Origin of the sequence: Vibrio sp. V12_P9A6T4 (genome assembly GCF_963874835.1) — a bacterium.
Taxonomy (GTDB): Bacteria; Pseudomonadota; Gammaproteobacteria; order Enterobacterales; family Vibrionaceae; genus Vibrio; species Vibrio anguillarum.
In genome coordinates this window covers 25,539-43,655 of record NZ_CAWNJO010000044.1, presented here as the reverse complement: position 1 = coordinate 43,655, position 18,117 = coordinate 25,539, and the positions used below count along the sequence as shown (strand labels likewise).

Genomic DNA, 18,117 nt, shown 5'->3' with positions numbered 1-18,117 from the left:
ATTTCTCCTTCACTAAGATAATTTTTGTTGTGCTTTATGGTGATGGATAGCGGCGGTGAGCACCGCGAGCAACTCACCTTGGTTTTGTTTGGATTTAGCCTTATTGGCTGGTGTTTTTTTATTGCCCGTTTTGGTTGGTACTTGAGGCGGGGCAAAACGTACAATCAAGTACGACATGGTGCGAGTTGCAAATACTAAGAAAATCAAAAAGATGAACACAAAGCCCATCCCCAGGGTCAGCAAATTAATCCCTTCGAGGAATAGTGAGGTTGATTGCATAGTCACTTCCAGTGATAAAAACAGGGTTGAAAATAGGGAGAAAAAAGAGGCGCGCTAGGCGCGCCAAATAATCCCAAGGAGCAAGGGTTAAAGAGTTAAACAAACATACCGAACACCACGCTGGCGATAACGAGCACAATGCCGCCACCCAGACGTGAAGAGATTTGTGCGTAAGAGAGCAAATTCATACGGTTAGAGGCCGCGAGCACTTCAAGGTCACCAGAACCGCCGCGATTAGCCATACACAGACCTGCGGTGATAGAGGATTCAATAGGATAGAAGCCCATCGCCCAACCACCTAAAGCAGCACCCAAAGTCGCCCCAAGTACAATAACAGTGGCAATAATCACGTTAGTAAAGGTTAAGGCATTGATGATTTCCGCCAGATCGGTGTAAGCAATACCAACGCCGACCATCAATAGCCACAGCATCTGCTTTGAGAAGAAATTCGACAGGCGTTTCGCGCCCTCTTTGATTTCATCACTGCACAAACCCGCCGCGTTAAGGATGGCGATGATCACCACCATGTAAGCAAAAGTGTGGATCTGAATCGAGCCAAAACCGGGCAGAATTTCTTTCGATAAAGCGTAAGAGAAGGTGTACACACATGCGGCCAGCATTAAACCAATCGCAATTTCACGGTGAGTGATATTAAGATTTTGGGCTTCTTCATTGACGTCTAGTTTTGAGCTGCGTACTAGCTCGCCATTGCCAGTTAATAATGGGATCTTTTCACCAATAATGTTTAGAGCAGCAGCTACGATGATAGCCACTATATTAGCGATAGTTAAAATGGCGACCGCTACTGAGTAGTATTGTTCTTTTGAACCACCAGTGACCGATTCATATATCTCGGAAAGTGGAATTGCACCTGCGCCATTACCACCGCCCATAATCGGCAGCACATACAGCATCATGATGCGATCAGGAGTGATACCAAATACGAGACCGATAGCGATACCAAATATCGCCGCACCGGCAACCGCAGCCAGAATGGTCGGAATGTAACCGGCTAGAGAGCGGATCAGTAGTTTACGGTTGACCGCCAAAATGGAGCCAGTAATGAGTACTGCGATGAACAGATCCAAGAACTTGCTCTTATCCATCACTTCGGTCACGGTTTTTATTTCACGGTCGCTGAGCCAGCCCATGTGGACGAACCAAGCAGCAACCAAGAAAATCATTACCGGTGCACCGCCGATGTATTTATTAAAAATAGGTAGGCGTTTGCCAACTTCGCCAAATATCGCGCCGATGACAAACATAAAAGAAAAACCACCGACCAGACCGCTAGGTAAAGTGTCAGTAATATGGGCGGCTAATACAGTGATCAGTAAAAATAAAAATAAAGGGAGTGGAGTGCCAAATATTTTTATCTGGCTTAGATTCAATCCACCTGCGGACTTTTTATCTAAATATAGGGTTTTTTCGTTCATGTTTTTATGTCCAATGAGGTTATTAAGACCTTTACTACATTAAATAAAATAGTCAGTGATAATTGTGAAAATAGTCATTCAAACCAGTGGCTTTAAAAATCTCAATGGTTTTTATGATTTAAATTTTAGATAGATAAATAGAATTTAAAATTAAAGATATAAAAATTAAATTCATTAAAACCATAAAGAGCGTTAACCACGGGAAATAAAGTGATTACCCTCATTAAACCTTTGCGGCTTAATTTAGATAATAAAGTCAGAAAAAATAGGTGAGGAAGCCGACCATGGTAGATATTTACACCTTCTCGCGAGTTTCAAGCAAGAATAAAACCAAGCTCTTGCAGATCAAAGAGTTTCTCTGCCAGCATCAGCTCACGGTTGATGAGGATGTTGAGCATTTTGTGGTGGCTTACGGTACAAACCAAATCATCGCTTGCGGTGGAATTGCGGGGCATGTGTTGAAGTCCATCGCGGTTTCTCCTGCGCTGCAAGGGACCGGTTTTGCGCTCAAATTGATGACCGAATTAACCAACTTCGCTTATGAAATAGGGTGTTTTTCACTATTTCTATTCACTAAGCCGACCAATATAGATTTATTCCGACAGTGCGGTTTTTTCTTAGTCGATAAAGTCGAACCGCATATTGCTTTATTAGAAAATAGCCCAAATCGTCTTGCGGTTTATTGCAAACAGTTGCATTTATTAAAAATGTCTGGGCGTAAAATTGGCAGTATTGTGATGAATGCCAATCCATTTACCTTAGGTCATCAATATTTAATTGAACAAGCCTGTGAACAATGTGATTGGGTGCATTTATTTGTGGTAAAAGCAGAGAATAAAGATTTCTCTTACGCTGACCGTATGGCCATGATTAAGGCAGGCAGTAAACACTTATTGAATTTAACTATTCATTCTGGCTCGGATTATATTATTTCGCGCGCGACCTTCCCTAGTTATTTTATTAAAGATCAGCAAGTGGTCAATCAATCCCATACTGCGCTGGATTTAAGTATTTTCCGCCATTCAATAGCACCTGCCCTTGGCATTACGCACCGCTTTGTCGGCAGTGAGCCGATTTGTACGGTGACGCGTAACTACAACCAAGCCATGCGCCGCTGGCTAAAAGAAGCGCACGATGTCAGTGCGCCGATCCAAGTAGTGGAAATTGAGCGCAGTCAGCAAGCCTCGCAGCCGATCTCCGCATCGCGCGTGCGTTACTTGCTCAAACAATTTGGCGTTGCCGCGATTGTCGATCTCGTGCCGAAAACGACTTATTCCTACCTTTGTCAGAATTATGCGGAACATTCGCTACAGGCCGCACCGCAACTGTTAGCGGTATGAGCGCAGTGCTGACACTGTTTTATCCAATAACTCATTAACAAGGTTGTACCCATGAAAATTGCCCATCCCGCCTTTGCGGGAACACTGGAGTCCAGTGATCTTCAGGTTCGGATTGAACCCAATAACGATGGCGGTATTGAACTGGTGTTAGACAGTACCGTCGAGCAGCAATTTGGTCATGCGATTCGTCAGGTCGTGCTGCACACCCTCGACGCGATGCAAGTGCACGATGCGTTGGTCACCATCGAAGACAAAGGCGCGCTGGATTGTGTGATCCGCGCGCGCGTACAGGCGGCAGTAATGCGCGCTTGTGAAGTTCAGAACATTGAGTGGAGCCAACTATCATGACCAAACTTCGTCGCAGTATGTTATTTGTGCCGGGCGCGAATGCCGCCATGCTCAGCAATACCTTTATCTATCAACCCGACTCCATCATGTTCGATCTGGAAGACTCGGTCGCGCTGCGTGAAAAAGACACCGCGCGGATGTTGGTGTTCCATGCGCTGCAACACCCTATGTATCAAGAGATGGAAACCGTGGTGCGGGTCAATCCGCTCGATTCTGAATTCGGCATCAAAGACCTTAATGCCGTGGTGCGTGGCGGAGCCAAAGTGGTGCGTCTGCCGAAAACCGATAACGCCAACGATGTAATTGAGATGGAAAAAGTCATCGAACAGATCGAGCGTGAATGCGGACGTGAAGTGGGTAGCACGCGCATGCTAGCCGCGATTGAAAGCGCGCAGGGCATTAACAACGCAGTCGAGATTGCCTTTAGCTCACGCCGCCTGATTGGGATTGCGCTTGGTGCGGAAGACTATGTACGCGATCTGCGCACGCAGCGTTCAGCAGAAGGGATTGAGCTGTTGTTTGCGCGCTGCTCCATTCTGCAAGCGGCACGTGCTGCCGGGATCATGGCGTTTGATACGGTCTATTCGGATGCCAATAACGAAGAGGGATTTTTGCGTGAAGCGGAGCATATCAAGCAGCTCGGCTTTGATGGCAAATCACTGATTAATCCGCGCCAGATTGACCTGCTGCACAACGTGTTTGCCCCAACACAAAAAGAGGTCGATCACGCCATTGCAGTCATCGAAGCCGCTGAAGAAGCAGCAGCAAAAGGGCTGGGCGTGGTTTCCCTTAACGGCAAAATGGTCGATGGACCCATCATCGAACGCGCACGTTGGACACTGCAACGTGCTGAATCCGGCATCAAACACTAAAGGTCACCTCATGAGTATCAATACATTAAATAACCCTCTGTCTGTGCTGGAAGTGGAACGCTACGCGTTGACGCCTTACACCCAAGCGCACGCGATCACGCCGCATTTACTGGATGAGTCAGCGAAAAAAAGTCGCAAAGTGAAAAGCTCGATCCGTGAAGCGATTGTCGATCTTGGTTTAAAAGATGGCATGACCATTTCTTTCCACCATGCGTTTCGTGGCGGCGATAAAACCGTCAACCTAGTGATGGAGGTGATTGCCGAATTGGGGATTAAAAACCTCACGCTCGCCTCAAGCTCGCTCACCTCTTGTCACTCGCCTTTGATTGAACACATCAAAAACGGCGTAGTGAGCAAGATTTACACCTCAGGGATCCGCGGAGTGCTGGCCGACAGCATTTCTAACGGCCTGCTTGATGAGCCCGTGCATATTCACTCGCACGGTGGTCGTGTGCATTTGATCCAAAGCGGTGAGCTGTACATCGACATGGCGTTTATTGGCGTACCTTGTTGCGATGAGTTTGGCAACGCTAACGGCTTTAAAGGCAAATCCAATTGCGGCTCACTCGGCTATGGCAAAGTTGATGCCGAGCACGCTGAAAAAGTGGTGATGCTGACTGAAGCCATCGTCGGTTTCCCGAATTTCCCTGCATCGATTACTCAAGATCGTGTTGATGCAGTCGTGCAAGTGGCGGAAGTGGGCGACCCAAGCAAAATCGGTGGGGATGCCACGCGCATGACCACCAACCCACGCGAGCTTCTGATTGCCAAACGCGCTGCAGAAGTCATCGAGCATTCAGGCTATTTCTATGATGGTTTTTCAATGCAGACCGGTTCGGGCGGTGCATCGCTCGCGGTTGCGCGCTTTTTGAAAGAGAAGATGTTGCGCCAAAACATTCGCGCTTCTTTCGCTCTCGGTGGTATCACTGCGACTATGGTGGACATGCATGAACAGGGACTGATTGATTACTTGCTCGATGTGCAGTGTTTCGATTCGGTGGCGGCGGGCTCGTTAGCGCGCAATCCACATCATCTCGAAATCTCTGCTAACGAATACGCCAACCCAAGCTCGAAGGGGGCGGCGGTGGATAGGCTGGATGTGGTTATCTTGAGTGCGCTGGAAATTGATACCCAGTTTAACGTTAACGTGATCACCGGCTCTGATGGGGTAATTCGCGGCGCATCCGGCGGTCATTGTGACACGGCGGCGGCGGCAAACTTATCGATTATTGTGGCGCCTTTGGTGCGTGGCCGCATTCCGACCGTGGTCGAGAAGGTCACTAACGTCATCACCCCAGGAGCCACCATCGATGTGTTGGTGACGGATCAAGGTATCGCGGTAAACCCGAATCGTCCCGAACTGAAAGCGCGTTTCATCGTGGCGCAACTGCCCGTTGTCGAGATTGAAGCGTTGCAACAGCGTGCGGAGTTGCTGACGGGTAAACCCCAGCCGTTGCAATTTGAAGACAAAACCGTTGCCTTTGTTCACTACCGTGACGGTTCGATCATTGATGTTATCAAGCAGGTAAAAAGCCTATGAGTCACCATCCGGATCTTTCAGTCAGTCTGGACCAGCTACTTCTGCGTAAAGAAGTGCGGGTTCGGCAACAAGGTGAGTGGCTAAAACGCCATTCACTGCCTCTGGTTTCTTTCACGGTTAACATGCCGGGCGCGGTTAAGCTCAACGCTGCCAGCCAAACCGTGATGGATGCAGGTATGCGTGCCATTCAAGAACTGTGTCAGCAAACGGGCTGGCGGCAAGTGGCTTGTCAGCTGTTGGTGGAAAAAACGGGGCCGGAAGCCTTTGTGGTGATTCAGGCTCCTTCAGCCAGCATGTTGAAAAAAGCCATGATGAAGATTGAACGCGAGCACCCGCTAGGGCGACTGATGGATCTGGATGTGCTTGATGTCGATGGGCATATTATTTCGCGCCAAGGTGCGCAGTTGCCAAGACGGCGCTGCTTGCTGTGTGAACGTGATGCGGTGATCTGTGCTCGCTCGCGGCAGCACGGTGTTGAGGCTTTGTTGGCTAAAATCGAGGAGATGGTTCATGACTATTCCTGCTGCGCTTGATCTTCTGCTTGAACTGCCTAGCCAAGCCTCTGGCACAAGTGGCGCGAAAACGTTCAGCTTGCCTCGCTTAGTGGGGCATCTGGCTTATCATGCCATGATGTTAGAGGTGCATCTCACCCCTAAACCGGGTTTGGTGGATACTGCTAATAATGGCGCGCACCGCGATATGGATCTCAACACTTTTATCGCCAGTGCCGAGGCGATTGCGCCTTATCTGCAATCTTTTGTCAGTGCAGGTTGGGAGAGCGCGGGAAATCCGGCCGCTCAGTTGCTGACCGCCTTGCGCCCGATTGGCATAGAAGCTGAGCAAGCCATGTTTGCTGCCACTCAAGGGGTGAACACCCATAAAGGGATGATTTTTATCTTGGGGCTTATTTGCGGCTCTGTGGGGTGGCTCAAAGCCAATCAACTCAAAATTGATGCGCAGCATATTGGCGAAACCATTCGCCAAGCTTGCCAGTTTTTGATTATTGATGAGCTAAAAGCGAAGCGTGAATCGGCTCCCAAAACGGCAGGCGAGCGAATTTATCGTCGGTACGGTTTAACCGGCGCACGCGGTGAAGCCGCTTCTGGCCTTGCGATGGTGATGCAACATGCGCTGCCAGCCTACCAAGCCTGTTTAACCAAAGGAGCCAGCACCGAGCAAGCCTTGTGGCATACCTTATTGGTGTTGATGGCCAACAATAACGACAGCAACCTCGCTGCTCGCGGTGGATTAGAAGGGCTGCATTTTGTGCAAGCGCAAGCGCAGCAACTGCTCGCCAAAGGCGGCTTTTTATATCAAGAAATTGAACAAGCTCTTACGGCGCTCGATAGCGCGATGATTGAAAAACACTTAAGCCCCGGCGGCAGTGCAGATCTATTAGCCGCTACTTGGTTAATTAATGAGTTAGCGCAATTGTTTCAAGTCCGTCACGAGTAATTTTGATTGTTAACTTTAAGATCGGAAATTCTTAAAAAGCAGCCATAACTGGACGCAATGTTGAATCGATATTTGAAATCAAGAGACTTTTGGGGTAAAGCACAATTCGTCATAGTATTCTCTCTCGTGCTGGAAAGTTACTCAGCAGTTGGTTGAAAACAGAGGCAAAGACCTGAAATTTCCTGAAAACAAAAAAGCCCCTATTTACAGGGGCTTGGTAAGCTTAGAGAGACTCAAAAACCCTTATTCAATGTTTTGGATCTGCTCTCTCATTTGCTCAATCAGAACCTTAAGTTCGACGCCGGAGGCCGTGATGTCGGTGCTGATTGATTTCGAGGCTAACGTGTTCGATTCGCGGTTAAATTCTTGCATCATGAAATCGAGCTTACGGCCGCATGAGCCGCCTTTTTTGAGCACATTACGTGCTTCTTTGACATGCGAATCGAGGCGGTCTAACTCTTCTGCAACGTCTGATTTTTGTGCAAGTAAAATCAGCTCTTGCTCGACGCGCGTTGCATCAAGCTCAATCTTTGCTTCTTCAAACTTAGTCAATAGACGTTCACGTTGCCATTGCAGGATTTCTGGCATGCGTGCGCGCACTTTTACCACTTCTTCACTGATCGCCGTCAGGCGTTGTTCGATTAACGCCTTCATGTTGTCACCTTCACGGCCACGTGCGTCAATGAATTCAATGATTGCGTCATCAAAGCCTGCTAATAAGGCTTTATTAATGCTGTCCATGTCTTGTTCTGGCGTTTCCATTACGCCGGGCCACTGCATGATTTGAAACGGATTAATGCGGCTTAGCTCGCCTGTCATGTGCATTACTTGGTTGGCGGCTTTAATCACTTGATTGGCGAGTGCTTCATTGATATTCAGCTCACTTTTAGCTGCAGGGTTTGCTTCATAACGTAAGTGACATTCTACTTTGCCGCGCGCTAAACGTTGGCGAAAGCGTTCACGCAGTACAGGCTCAAGACCACGAAATTGTTCCGGCAGGCGGAAGTAGGTTTCAAGATAACGTTGGTTTACCGAGCGAATTTCCCATACCGCGGTACCCCAATCACCTTTAACTTCTTTACGCGCGTACGCGGTCATGCTGTAAATCATTGATTTGTCCTTTGCTCACGAAGATGAAATATCAAACGAGAGATATGTTAGCACTAGCTTCACGCGTGTACTAGGTTCACGCCAATGCAAAGGGTGACCAACCTAGCGTCAAGGCGGCTAATCCGCTATAATCTCGCCCCAATCGATTCCGTCTCACCCGATAAAAGGTAGATGCACTATGCGTCCAAATGACCGCGCGGCCGATCAAATTCGCCCAATTAAAATCACTCGCAACTACACTGCTTATGCTGAAGGGTCAGTATTGGTGGAATTTGGTAATACCAAAGTATTGTGTAATGCCACTGTCGAAGAGGGTGTTCCTCGCTGGTTGAAAGGTCAGGGCAAAGGTTGGGTTACTGCAGAATACGGCATGCTGCCACGTGCAACCCATTCACGGACTCGTCGTGAAGCGACCAACGGTAAACAAGGTGGCCGCACCATGGAGATCCAACGTCTCATCGCTCGCAGCTTACGTGCTGTGGTGGATTTAGAGGCAATGCCAGAGGTGATGATCACGGTTGACTGTGACGTTATTCAAGCGGACGGCGGTACTCGCACTGCATCAATTACGGGCGCAAGTGTGGCACTGGCGGATGCGTTTGCTCATCTGGTTGCTAGCGGTAAATTGAAGAAGAATCCAATGAAAGGCCATGTTGCTGCTGTCTCAGTTGGCATCTTGGGTGAAAACATTTTATGTGATTTGGAATACGTGGAAGATTCTGCCGCCGACACTGATATGAATGTGGTGATGACTGAAAACGGTAAGATGATTGAAATTCAAGGCACCGCAGAGGGTGAACCGTTTAGCCATGAAGAGCTGATGGATTTACTGGCCGTTGCCAAGAAAGGCATCGCTGATATTGTTGAAGCGCAGAAAGCATCGTTATTAGATTGATCAAGTAGCTCCCGGTTGGGGGCTATTTTTTTGCCCGTTTTATTCATTGTATTGTTGTACGTGATGACCCCACCCTAACCCTCCCCTATAAGGGGAGGGAATAAAGGAAGTGTTCCTAATATTGCCCTTGAGTGGAGGGAATTCATCATCTTAGTACCTCCCCTTTTAGGGGAGGCGAGCATTATCTTAGTACCTCTCTTTTTTCGGGGAGGCGAGCAGCATCTTAGTACCTCTCCTTTTTCGGGGGAGGTGAGCACCAGCTTAGTACCTCTCTTTTTTCGGGAGGCGAGCAGCATCTTAGTACCTCTCCTTTTTCGGGAGGTGAGCACCAGCTTAGTACCTCTCTCTTTTCGGGGGAGGTGAGCACCACTTTAGTACCTCCCCCTTTTAGGGGGAGGCTAGGAGGGGGTTGTTCTTGTTGGGAAAGAGAAATAAACCAAAGTGTATGAGTTAAGAGAGAGAAAATCATGAAAGCATACCAGCGTGAATTTATTGAATTTGCACTAGAAAAAGAAGTCTTGAAGTTTGGCGAGTTTACTTTGAAGTCTGGCCGAAAAAGCCCTTATTTCTTTAACGCTGGCTTGTTTAATACTGGCCGTGATTTAGCGCGCTTAGGGCGTTTTTATGCCGCTGCTTTAGTCGATTCTGGGATTGAGTTTGATGTGCTATTTGGACCTGCGTACAAAGGGATCCCAATTGCGACTACAACTGCAGTAGCGTTGGCTGATCATCATGATGTTGATACGCCGTATTGCTTTAACCGTAAAGAAGCGAAAGACCACGGTGAGGGCGGTAACTTGGTCGGTAGCGCATTAGAAGGGCGCATTATGCTGGTGGATGATGTCATTACAGCTGGTACTGCCATTCGTGAGTCGATGGAAATCATTCAAGCTAACGGTGCGGATCTTGCTGGTGTTTTGGTAGCAATTGACCGCCAAGAAAAAGGCAAAGGAGAGCTTTCTGCAATTCAAGAAGTCGAGCGTGATTTTGGTTGCGCGATCATCTCAATTGTTAGCCTGACCGATCTGGTTACTTACCTTGAAGAGAAAGGGGCAGATGCTAAGCACCTTGAGGCGGTAAAAGCGTATCGTGCGCAGTACGGAATTTAAGCATCAACTTATTTGCGAATCGTAGAGCCACTTATTGAAAAGTAAAAGCCCCGAGTTTGACGCTCGGGGCTTGTTTGTTATTAGTTTAGTTATTCTAGCGATTAACTTTGATCGCCATGGTGCGAGTTATCGTAAATTTCCGAGCCATCACGCTGCGTTTTCAACAGTGATAAATTCCACATGTACTGTTCTGGGCGTGGTGTGACTAAATCTTCAATCGCCTTATTCATAGCGCGTGCATCTTGCTCTTCATCGCCCGTTGGAAAGTTTTCTAATGCAGGCAAAATATGCACTTCGTACTTACTGGTTTTATCGTTATAAGCAGGCAAAATTGGCACGACTTTCGCCTTTGATAGGCGCGCCATTTTACCAAAACCTTTTAACGTGGCTTTTTCAGTGCCAAAGAATGGAACAAAGACCGAGTTGGCCGGGCCAAAGTCTTCATCGGGCAGCCAGTAGCCTAAGTATCCATCTTTAATTGAACGTACAAACGGTTTTACTCCAGCATCACGCGCAAAAATACGCCCGCCATATTGCATGCGTTGGACGTGCATTAACCAATCACCGATAGGATTGCGCTGTGGCTTCATGATGGTGGTTACTTTATAGCCTTTTGCCGCAAGCATTACCGCAGGGTAATCGACCGCCCAAGCATGAGGGGCGAGAATGATCACGTTCTCGCCAGCATCTAACAATGGCAATAAGTTCTCTTCACCAATCATGATGCCGCGTTGCTGATTGTGTTTCGTGGAACGAACCAAAAACTCCGAATAACCGAGCATGTATTGTGCTGCTTTGACAAAGGTTTCTTCCAAAATAGCCTGGCGTTCTTGCGGGGATTTTTCAGGAAAGCATTTTTCCAGATTCACTCGCGTGCGGCGTACAACACGGCCGTTTTTACGTACCGCAAAGGTGGATAATTTGCGTGCTAGCCTATCTCGCCATGCGGGTGGCATAAAGGCGAACAGAGCGGCAAAGAAGATCCCAATCCAAGTTCCCCAATGTTTTGGGTGTAAAAAAGACCATTGGAATGTGGGGTTGTGCAAGTGTTTGTCTGTGCTGTTTTCGTTGTTGCTCATTGAAAGCAAAACCTTTTTCTAGTTATAAATAGCGAGAGTTAGTTAACGTTTCATCTGGCAAAGATTTAAAACGCTTATGCAGCCACATCCACTGTTCTGGTGCGCGTAGAATCACTTCTTCAACGTATTTATTCATGTAAGCGGCGGCGGCGGTCATGTCATCTTTTGGATAGTCGCCATCAATGGGTTTATCGGCGATGATTTCATATTTTCCGTTGGCGTTTCGAAACCCTGAACCAGGGACAATTGCACATTGGCTAGTATAAGCCAGAATACTGGTGCCTGTGGTGGTACACGCTTCTTTGACCGCAAAGAAGGGAACAAACACCGATTTGTTATGGCCGTAATCTTGATCGGGTAGATAAAATAGGCGCTCGCCCTGTTTGAGTACGCGGATCATCTGTTTAATGTCGGTGCGGTAGATAAGTTTATTGCCATTGCGTGTGCGACCACGGTATTGGATAAATTCATACGCAGGGTTGCTGTGTGGGCGGTAAACGCCATAGCCTTCAAGGCCTATTACACCAAAAGCACGTGCCGTAATTTCTAAATTTAACGCATGTACGCAACACAGCAGTGCGCCACGTTTTTCTTGTTTGAGTTGCAAAAGGGCGCTGACATCTTTCACATCAAGTAGGCGAGCAAAACGCCAAGTCGGCCAAAACCAAGTAATTCCGGTTTCTATCAGTGCCATGCCGGTGTTTTTAAAGTTTTCGTTAACAATATGCTCAATCTCACCTGCACTTTTCTCTGGAAAAGATAGCTGTAGATTACGCGTGGCAATGTGTACTCGCTTGTTAGCAAAGCGCATTCCAAACGCGCCCATGCTGCGTCCTATTTTTAGTAACGCAGAATAAGGAAGCAGGTTGACCACTAAAGCGAGTAGCCCAAAGCTAAGCCACACGCCCCAATATTTAGGGTGCAGTAGCGAGAGGGAAAACTCAGGTTTACCGTATTTTTCTTTGCTCATTACTCTTGATTCTTTCACTGATGATGATTCTTTGTCACGACGGTGGTGGTTTGTTTTTACTGAATCTGAGCGCTTAATAATGCCCAATACTCTTCAAAATTTGCCGTCGGTTGGTATTTAAAGTCAGATCGCACAAAGCGATTTAGGCTTCCTTCCACTTGGCCAAGCAGTTGAGCGGCTAAAATGCTTTCGTCGACGGGGAAGGATTTACCTTCACGCAGTTTACGTTCGCGAAGGATCTGACGTAGTGACGTTTCTATACGTTCGAACAGTTGGTTGATCCGTTCACGCAGTCGCTCATTTTCAAACATTAGAGCATGGCCGGATAAAATTCGTGTCAAGCCCGGGTTACGTTCCGAAAAAGCCAAGATAAGCTGTAGCACTAAGCGGATGCGGTTGAGTGTATCTTTCTCTTCATCCAAAATGCGATTAATCCGCGACATTAAAGACTCTTCAATAAACTCAATCAAGCCTTCAAACATCCGTGCTTTACTCGGGAAATGACGGTACAAAGCCGCTTCAGAAACGCCCACTTGTTTGGCTAGCTTTGCTGTGGTGATGCGTGATGCACCATCGTTAGATTCCAGCATTTCAGCGAGTGCTTGTAGAATCTCTTCACGACGATTGATTTTCTTATTGACGGCCATGACCCGATTTCCTTTTAGTTACCACATGTTTGTGAGCAAATATTTATACCCTTCAGATGGTTTGGGTATTGTCCATTAAGCGCAGTAGTTTAACGGACAGTTTTCGGACTGCGTAGCGTAAAAATGAAAATGATTGAACTGGGTGGTGATTTTACCACCCAATAAACGCTATGAACCCTAAAAGAAGCTTAGAACGTCTGTTTGTAGCCTACAGTTGACTCGCGATCAGTTGCATCAGCGCGTGAGCTAATGCAGATTTTGAACTCAAAGGTAATGCTTGCTCTCCGCCTTGCCAATAAATGGTCAGCGCATTGTCGTTACTATTAAAGCCTTGGCCCGCAACAGAAACATCATTGGCGCAGATCATATCCAGTTTTTTGTTGAGCAGTTTAGCGCGGGCATATTTTTCAACTTGCTGCGTTTCAGCCGCAAAGCCTACCGTGAACGGGCGGTTTTCTTTCAATGCGGCTACGCTGGCGACGATGTCGGGATTTTTGACCATGGTGATGAGCATGTGATCGCTCGCATCGGTTTTTTTGATCTTTTGATCGGCGACGATCTCAGGGCGATAGTCGGCTACGGCGGCGCAACTGATGAACACATCATGTGATTGCGCTTGCGCCATCACTTGCTGATGCATATCGCAGGCACTTTCCACATCAATACGTTGTACTTGTGGCGGTGTGAGCAAATTGACCGGGCCACTGATCAGAGTCACTTTCGCGCCCAATTGAGCGGCAGCCTGCGCAATCGCATAGCCCATTTTGCCTGAACTGTGGTTACTGATATAGCGAACTGGATCGAGTGCTTCACGGGTTGGGCCTGCGCTAATCAACAGTGACTTACCGGCGAGCAGTGTGTTGTTTGCCACCTCTGTTTGGAAAAAAAACTCGCAGCGCTCAACCAATTGCATTGGCTCAAGCATGCGGCCCGGGCCAACATCGCCACACGCCTGTTCACCAGCTGCTGGGCCCCAAATCATCATGCCTCGGCGTTTAAGCGTGGCAATATTCTCTTGTGTGGCGATATTGCGATACATCTGCTGATTCATTGCCGGCGAGACGGCCACTGGCGCATTGGTGGCTAAAATCAAAGTGGTGAGTAAATCATTACCCATCCCTGCGGCGACGCGCGCGATGAGATCCGCAGTCGCGGGAGCCAGTAGGACTAAGTCTGCCCATTTGGCAAGTTCAATATGGCCCATAGACGCTTCGGCGGCTGGGTCTAATAAGCTATCTGAAACTGGCCTGCCAGAGACGGCTTGCATGGTCAGTGGCGTTATAAACTCTTTTGCAGCGTGGGTCATCACCACTTGTACTTGAGCGCCTCGTTCAATCAAGCGACGCGTTAGCTCAGCACATTTATACGCAGCAATACCGCCGCTAATGCCGAGCAGAATCTTTTTTCCTGCCAGTGTTTGCATTATCTTTTCCTCAAAAATTCTGCGCATTATGTTAGCACAACTCTCGCATCGAGTGACCTTATGATCCGCTCAATCCTTTTATATTGGACGAGTGTTTCTGCGTCTTTCATCACTTATCAATTACAAAAAACCATGAATCAAGCCTAAATAAAGAGAAGCAAAGTTGCAGGCTTGGCTATTTCTCTATGTTGTCTGAGTACCTTTAGCCCTAGGAGTGCTTAATGAGCCTCAAATCACTGCCCACAGAATCAATGCCACGCGAAAAATTGCTTGCTCGCGGTCCTCAGGCATTATCGGATGCTGAACTGCTGGCGATTTTCCTTCGTACTGGCACTCAAGGAATGAATGTGCTCGCTCTCTCGGATCTGCTGCTGCGCGAGTTTGGATCACTTCGAGCGCTTTTTTCGGCCAACCAGCAAGAGTTTTGCCGCCATAAAGGGTTGGGCGAAGCCAAATACGTTCAATTGCAGGCGGTGCTTGAAATGACGCAGCGCTATTTGGCCGAAACGCTCAAACGAGGTGGCGCTTTGACTAGCCCAGAGCAAACCAAGCTTTATTTATCGAGTGTGCTACGCGATCGCCATCGAGAAGCCTTCTATATTCTGTTTTTGGATAATCAACACCGAGTGATCAGCGATGAAGTATTGTTTGAGGGGACGATTGACGCGGCCAGCGTTTACCCTCGAGAGGTAGTTAAAAGAGCACTCCACCATAATGCGGCGGCATTAATATTGGCCCATAATCATCCGTCAGGCGTTGCTGAGCCTAGCCAAGCCGATCGCAGAATCACACGTCGATTAACCGATGCACTAGCGTTAGTGGACATCCGTATTTTGGACCATTTTGTGGTGGGCGATGGCGAGGTAATTTCTTTTGCAGAAAGAGGGTGGATTTGAATCACATTTTAGGTTGTGACTTAAGATTATTCTGGTATGATTCGCGCACTAAATTATCAACCTAAATCAGCTCTGCTTAAAAAAAGATCGCCAAATCCGTAAAAAGGATCTGTTCGGGTCTTGAGCAATGCATGTCAAGTTAGTATAATACGCGACCTTTGATAGCCTTGTATGGATTTTCCATAACGGTTTTTAACCTCAAACTTCTTAATACATCGAGAACGAGGTTCGGCCACCAAGGTTGATATCGAGCTGAAACGATTTGGAGAAGACATTCATGTCCCGAGTATGCCAAGTAACTGGTAAGCGTCCAATAACGGGTAACAACCGTTCACACGCACGAAATGCTACTAAGCGTCGTTTTCTGCCGAACCTACAAACTCATCGTTTCTGGGTAGAGAGCGAAAAACGTTTTGTTAAACTACGTCTAACTGCTAAAGGCATGCGTATCATCGATAAGAAAGGCATTGATGCTGTTCTTGTTGATATCCGTGCACGTGGCGAAAACGTTTAAGAGGAATTGAGCAATGGCTAAAGGCATTCGTGAGAAAATTCGACTAATATCTTCTGCAGGTACTGGTCACTTCTACACAACTGACAAGAACAAACGCAACATGCCAGGCAAATTTGAGATCAAGAAATTTGATCCAGTAGTTCGCCAGCACGTTCTTTACAAAGAAGGCAAAATCAAGTAATTGATTTTACGCTTTGTAAGCATTGAAAGACCCAGCTTTGGCTGGGTTTTTTATTGTCTGGAATTTGTACCCTGCAATGTCAGCTCTCACTATAATGTGCTAAGTTACTCAAAGATAAACTCTTAGGGATCACTTATGCGTATCAATCGCCGCCGTTGGAATAATATTCTTATCTTGGCTGTTATTGCTTTTATTGCCATTTTGAATTTACCCACAGTCATCAAAACTTATCTTATTGAACCGCCTGCTAGCCCTTATCCTTATGTGATTAATCCAAATGCACAGCTGCAAGCACTGCATTTTACTGACTGGTCACTTGAACTGAATCAAAACCGTTGGCGATCAAGCAAAGCAATTTCAGTTGCTCCTGAAATATTAGCACAACGCTGGCAGAGTTTAGTTGGTACAGAAGTAGATGATGCCACTTACGAGTCGCTTGCGTCTCTACTACGCAACCCACAAACCGTGGAGGTGTGGTATCAGGATCGCGAAGAGCCGCAAAGGATCACCTACTACCAAACCCCCCAGTTTTGGTTATTGAAAAATTGGCAAGAGAAATGGGTGGCACTTTCGGTAGAAGAAGCTTTTCTTTTTCCGAACTGAGCCTTTATTTCTCGTGAGCGTTGAACAAACCAAGAACGAATAACCAATACCCAATAACGACGAACGAAGAATCGAGATGTATCATGCCTGAGTTACCCGAAGTTGAAGTAAGTAAAATGGGGATTAGCCCGCATTTAGTTGGGCAAACGATCCAACAACTGACATTTCGCACGCCCAAATTACGTTGGGCCATCCCTCAAGAGCTGAAACAGTTAGAAGGGCAAGTGATCCGCAATATTGCCCGTCGAGCCAAATATTTATTGATAGAGACCGATATTGGCAGTGCGATTGTTCACTTGGGAATGTCAGGTTCATTGCGAGTATTGGAGTGTGATTTTCCGGCAGGTAAGCATGATCACGTTGATCTGCGATTAACCAATGGCAAGGTGTTGCGCTACCACGATCCACGTCGATTTGGTGCTTGGTTATGGTGCGAGCAAGGAGAAAGCCACTCGGTGTTGAGTAATATCGGTCCTGAGCCATTAACCGATGATTTTGATGCAGATTACATTGCGCAAAAAGCGAACAACAAACGTATCGCCGTTAAGCAATTTATTATGGAAAATAAAGTGGTGGTTGGCGTAGGCAATATCTACGCGAGTGAATCACTGTTTAATGCGCGAATTCTCCCCACTCGGCCCGCTCATTCGCTGACACTGCCTGAGTGGAATTGCCTCGTGCGAGAAATTAAATCAGTCTTAGCAACGGCGATTCAACAAGGTGGCACAACCTTAAAAGATTTTGCACAAGCGGATGGCAAACCGGGCTATTTTGCTCAAGAGCTTAATGTGTATGGCAAAGCGCAGCAGCCTTGCCCTGCGTGTGGGCAAGCGATTGAAGCGCTGAAAATTGGTCAGCGTAACACCTTTTTCTGCTCTGCTTGCCAAAAATAAGGTACGTCCTAAAGGCTATATTTTCTTGCCATGCAAGGCGTTAGCGACAATGTCAGGAACAAATTGATCAACTTCTCCACCATGAATCGCCACTTCTCGCACAATGGTGGAGGAGATAAATGCATGTTCCTCTGATGGTGTAAGAAACACACTTTCCAGTCCCGGCATCAAACGGCGGTACATGTTGGTCAAACCAAATTCATACTCGAAGTCAACCGTAGTACGCAAACCGCGGATCAGCACATTGGCTTTTTCATCACGCGCAAAATCGACCATTAACCCAGCAAATCCTTTAGCAGTGACATTCTCTAAATGTTGAGTGACGGCGCTGGCAAAGGCGACCCGTTCCTGCAGAGTAAACATGGTGTTTTTGCTTGGGCTGGCGGCGACGGCGATGATCACTTCATCAAACATATTGGCGGCGCGTTCGATCAGATCCAAATGACCATTGGTGATGGGATCAAAAGTGCCGGGATAAATCACACGCGAAATTCTTTTTTGGCTCACAGTGGAAGGCTCATATTGGT

20 protein-coding genes and 1 pseudogene are annotated in these 18,117 nt (G+C 47.3%); 13 read left to right on the top strand and 8 right to left on the bottom strand.

The window, feature by feature from the left end; genetic code table 11:
• Positions 1-12: 12 nt before the first annotated feature.
• Together AACQ42_RS06355 and citS are read right to left on the bottom strand one after the other, a co-directional pair.
• Positions 13-382: pseudogene (locus tag AACQ42_RS06355) on the bottom strand (OadG family protein).
• Positions 375-1,715 carry a citrate/sodium symporter CitS gene (citS, locus tag AACQ42_RS06350; RefSeq protein WP_017048253.1) on the bottom strand — a complete coding sequence of 447 codons (1,341 nt, stop codon included), beginning with the start codon at positions 1,713-1,715 and terminating at the stop codon, positions 375-377. Before citS ends, AACQ42_RS06355 begins: the two are co-directional and overlap by 8 nt.
• Before the next feature lie 284 nt (positions 1,716-1,999).
• Between citS and citC the strand changes: the two genes are divergently transcribed.
• The 6 genes from citC to citG are packed head-to-tail and all read left to right on the top strand — an operon-like array spanning position 2,000 to position 7,270.
• A complete protein-coding gene (gene citC, locus AACQ42_RS06345; protein WP_164996739.1) occupies positions 2,000-3,055 on the top strand; it encodes a [citrate (pro-3S)-lyase] ligase in 1,056 nt (351 codons plus the stop codon).
• A 51-nt stretch (positions 3,056-3,106) separates the two neighbouring features.
• Complete coding sequence (gene citD, locus AACQ42_RS06340) at positions 3,107-3,403, top strand: citrate lyase acyl carrier protein (RefSeq protein ID WP_017050622.1); 297 nt, start codon at positions 3,107-3,109, stop codon at positions 3,401-3,403.
• On the top strand, positions 3,400-4,275 hold the full coding sequence (citE, locus tag AACQ42_RS06335; RefSeq protein ID WP_000164137.1) for a citrate (pro-3S)-lyase subunit beta: 876 nt from the start codon (positions 3,400-3,402) through the stop codon (positions 4,273-4,275). The genes citD and citE overlap by 4 nt, the downstream gene beginning before the upstream one ends.
• Before the next feature lie 10 nt (positions 4,276-4,285).
• Positions 4,286-5,815 carry a citrate lyase subunit alpha gene (gene citF / locus AACQ42_RS06330; RefSeq protein WP_094165802.1) on the top strand — a complete coding sequence of 510 codons (1,530 nt, stop codon included), beginning with the start codon at positions 4,286-4,288 and terminating at the stop codon, positions 5,813-5,815.
• A complete protein-coding gene (gene citX / locus AACQ42_RS06325; protein WP_017048258.1) occupies positions 5,812-6,348 on the top strand; it encodes a citrate lyase holo-[acyl-carrier protein] synthase in 537 nt (178 codons plus the stop codon). The genes citF and citX overlap by 4 nt, the downstream gene beginning before the upstream one ends.
• Complete coding sequence (gene citG, locus AACQ42_RS06320; protein ID WP_017048259.1) at positions 6,326-7,270, top strand: triphosphoribosyl-dephospho-CoA synthase CitG; 945 nt, start codon at positions 6,326-6,328, stop codon at positions 7,268-7,270. The genes citX and citG overlap by 23 nt, the downstream gene beginning before the upstream one ends.
• 243 nt (positions 7,271-7,513) lie before the next feature.
• Here the strand turns inward: citG and AACQ42_RS06315 are convergent, their stop codons facing one another.
• Positions 7,514-8,380 carry a YicC/YloC family endoribonuclease gene (locus tag AACQ42_RS06315; RefSeq protein WP_013855720.1) on the bottom strand — a complete coding sequence of 289 codons (867 nt, stop codon included), beginning with the start codon at positions 8,378-8,380 and terminating at the stop codon, positions 7,514-7,516.
• A 178-nt stretch (positions 8,381-8,558) separates the two neighbouring features.
• Between AACQ42_RS06315 and rph the strand changes: the two genes are divergently transcribed.
• Both rph and pyrE read left to right on the top strand, forming a co-directional pair.
• The gene (gene rph, locus AACQ42_RS06310) at positions 8,559-9,275 is read left to right on the top strand and encodes a ribonuclease PH (RefSeq protein ID WP_017042236.1); all 717 of its coding nucleotides are present in this window, start codon (positions 8,559-8,561) and stop codon (positions 9,273-9,275) included.
• A gap of 467 nt (positions 9,276-9,742) precedes the next feature.
• A complete protein-coding gene (gene pyrE / locus AACQ42_RS06305; RefSeq protein ID WP_013855722.1) occupies positions 9,743-10,384 on the top strand; it encodes an orotate phosphoribosyltransferase in 642 nt (213 codons plus the stop codon).
• A 101-nt stretch (positions 10,385-10,485) separates the two neighbouring features.
• Here pyrE and lpxM read toward each other — a convergent pair whose 3' ends face one another.
• The 4 genes from lpxM to coaBC all read right to left on the bottom strand — a co-directional run bounded on the left by lpxM (position 10,486) and on the right by coaBC (position 14,530).
• Positions 10,486-11,463, bottom strand: a complete 978-nt coding sequence (lpxM, locus tag AACQ42_RS06300) for a lauroyl-Kdo(2)-lipid IV(A) myristoyltransferase (protein ID WP_094165800.1) — start codon at positions 11,461-11,463, stop codon at positions 10,486-10,488.
• Positions 11,464-11,485: 22 nt separating this feature from the next.
• Positions 11,486-12,433 carry a Kdo(2)-lipid IV(A) acyltransferase gene (locus tag AACQ42_RS06295; protein ID WP_094165799.1) on the bottom strand — a complete coding sequence of 316 codons (948 nt, stop codon included), beginning with the start codon at positions 12,431-12,433 and terminating at the stop codon, positions 11,486-11,488.
• A gap of 56 nt (positions 12,434-12,489) precedes the next feature.
• A complete protein-coding gene (gene slmA, locus AACQ42_RS06290; protein ID WP_013855724.1) occupies positions 12,490-13,080 on the bottom strand; it encodes a nucleoid occlusion factor SlmA in 591 nt (196 codons plus the stop codon).
• A gap of 208 nt (positions 13,081-13,288) precedes the next feature.
• On the bottom strand, positions 13,289-14,530 hold the full coding sequence (gene coaBC / locus AACQ42_RS06285) for a bifunctional phosphopantothenoylcysteine decarboxylase/phosphopantothenate--cysteine ligase CoaBC (protein ID WP_094165798.1): 1,242 nt from the start codon (positions 14,528-14,530) through the stop codon (positions 13,289-13,291).
• A 194-nt stretch (positions 14,531-14,724) separates the two neighbouring features.
• Between coaBC and radC the strand changes: the two genes are divergently transcribed.
• The 5 genes from radC to mutM all read left to right on the top strand — a co-directional run bounded on the left by radC (position 14,725) and on the right by mutM (position 17,590).
• Complete coding sequence (gene radC, locus AACQ42_RS06280; RefSeq protein WP_010318993.1) at positions 14,725-15,399, top strand: RadC family protein; 675 nt, start codon at positions 14,725-14,727, stop codon at positions 15,397-15,399.
• A 277-nt stretch (positions 15,400-15,676) separates the two neighbouring features.
• Positions 15,677-15,913: a 50S ribosomal protein L28 gene (gene rpmB / locus AACQ42_RS06275; RefSeq protein WP_004397476.1), complete on the top strand. Its 237-nt coding sequence runs from the start codon at positions 15,677-15,679 to the stop codon at positions 15,911-15,913.
• Positions 15,914-15,926: 13 nt separating this feature from the next.
• A complete protein-coding gene (gene rpmG / locus AACQ42_RS06270; protein ID WP_010318992.1) occupies positions 15,927-16,094 on the top strand; it encodes a 50S ribosomal protein L33 in 168 nt (55 codons plus the stop codon).
• Positions 16,095-16,229: 135 nt separating this feature from the next.
• Positions 16,230-16,697: a hypothetical protein gene (locus tag AACQ42_RS06265; protein WP_013855728.1), complete on the top strand. Its 468-nt coding sequence runs from the start codon at positions 16,230-16,232 to the stop codon at positions 16,695-16,697.
• A gap of 83 nt (positions 16,698-16,780) precedes the next feature.
• The gene (gene mutM / locus AACQ42_RS06260; RefSeq protein WP_017048264.1) at positions 16,781-17,590 is read left to right on the top strand and encodes a bifunctional DNA-formamidopyrimidine glycosylase/DNA-(apurinic or apyrimidinic site) lyase; all 810 of its coding nucleotides are present in this window, start codon (positions 16,781-16,783) and stop codon (positions 17,588-17,590) included.
• Positions 17,591-17,605: 15 nt separating this feature from the next.
• Here mutM and coaD read toward each other — a convergent pair whose 3' ends face one another.
• Positions 17,606-18,097 carry a pantetheine-phosphate adenylyltransferase gene (gene coaD, locus AACQ42_RS06255; protein ID WP_026028196.1) on the bottom strand — a complete coding sequence of 164 codons (492 nt, stop codon included), beginning with the start codon at positions 18,095-18,097 and terminating at the stop codon, positions 17,606-17,608.
• Positions 18,098-18,117 lie beyond the last annotated feature (20 nt).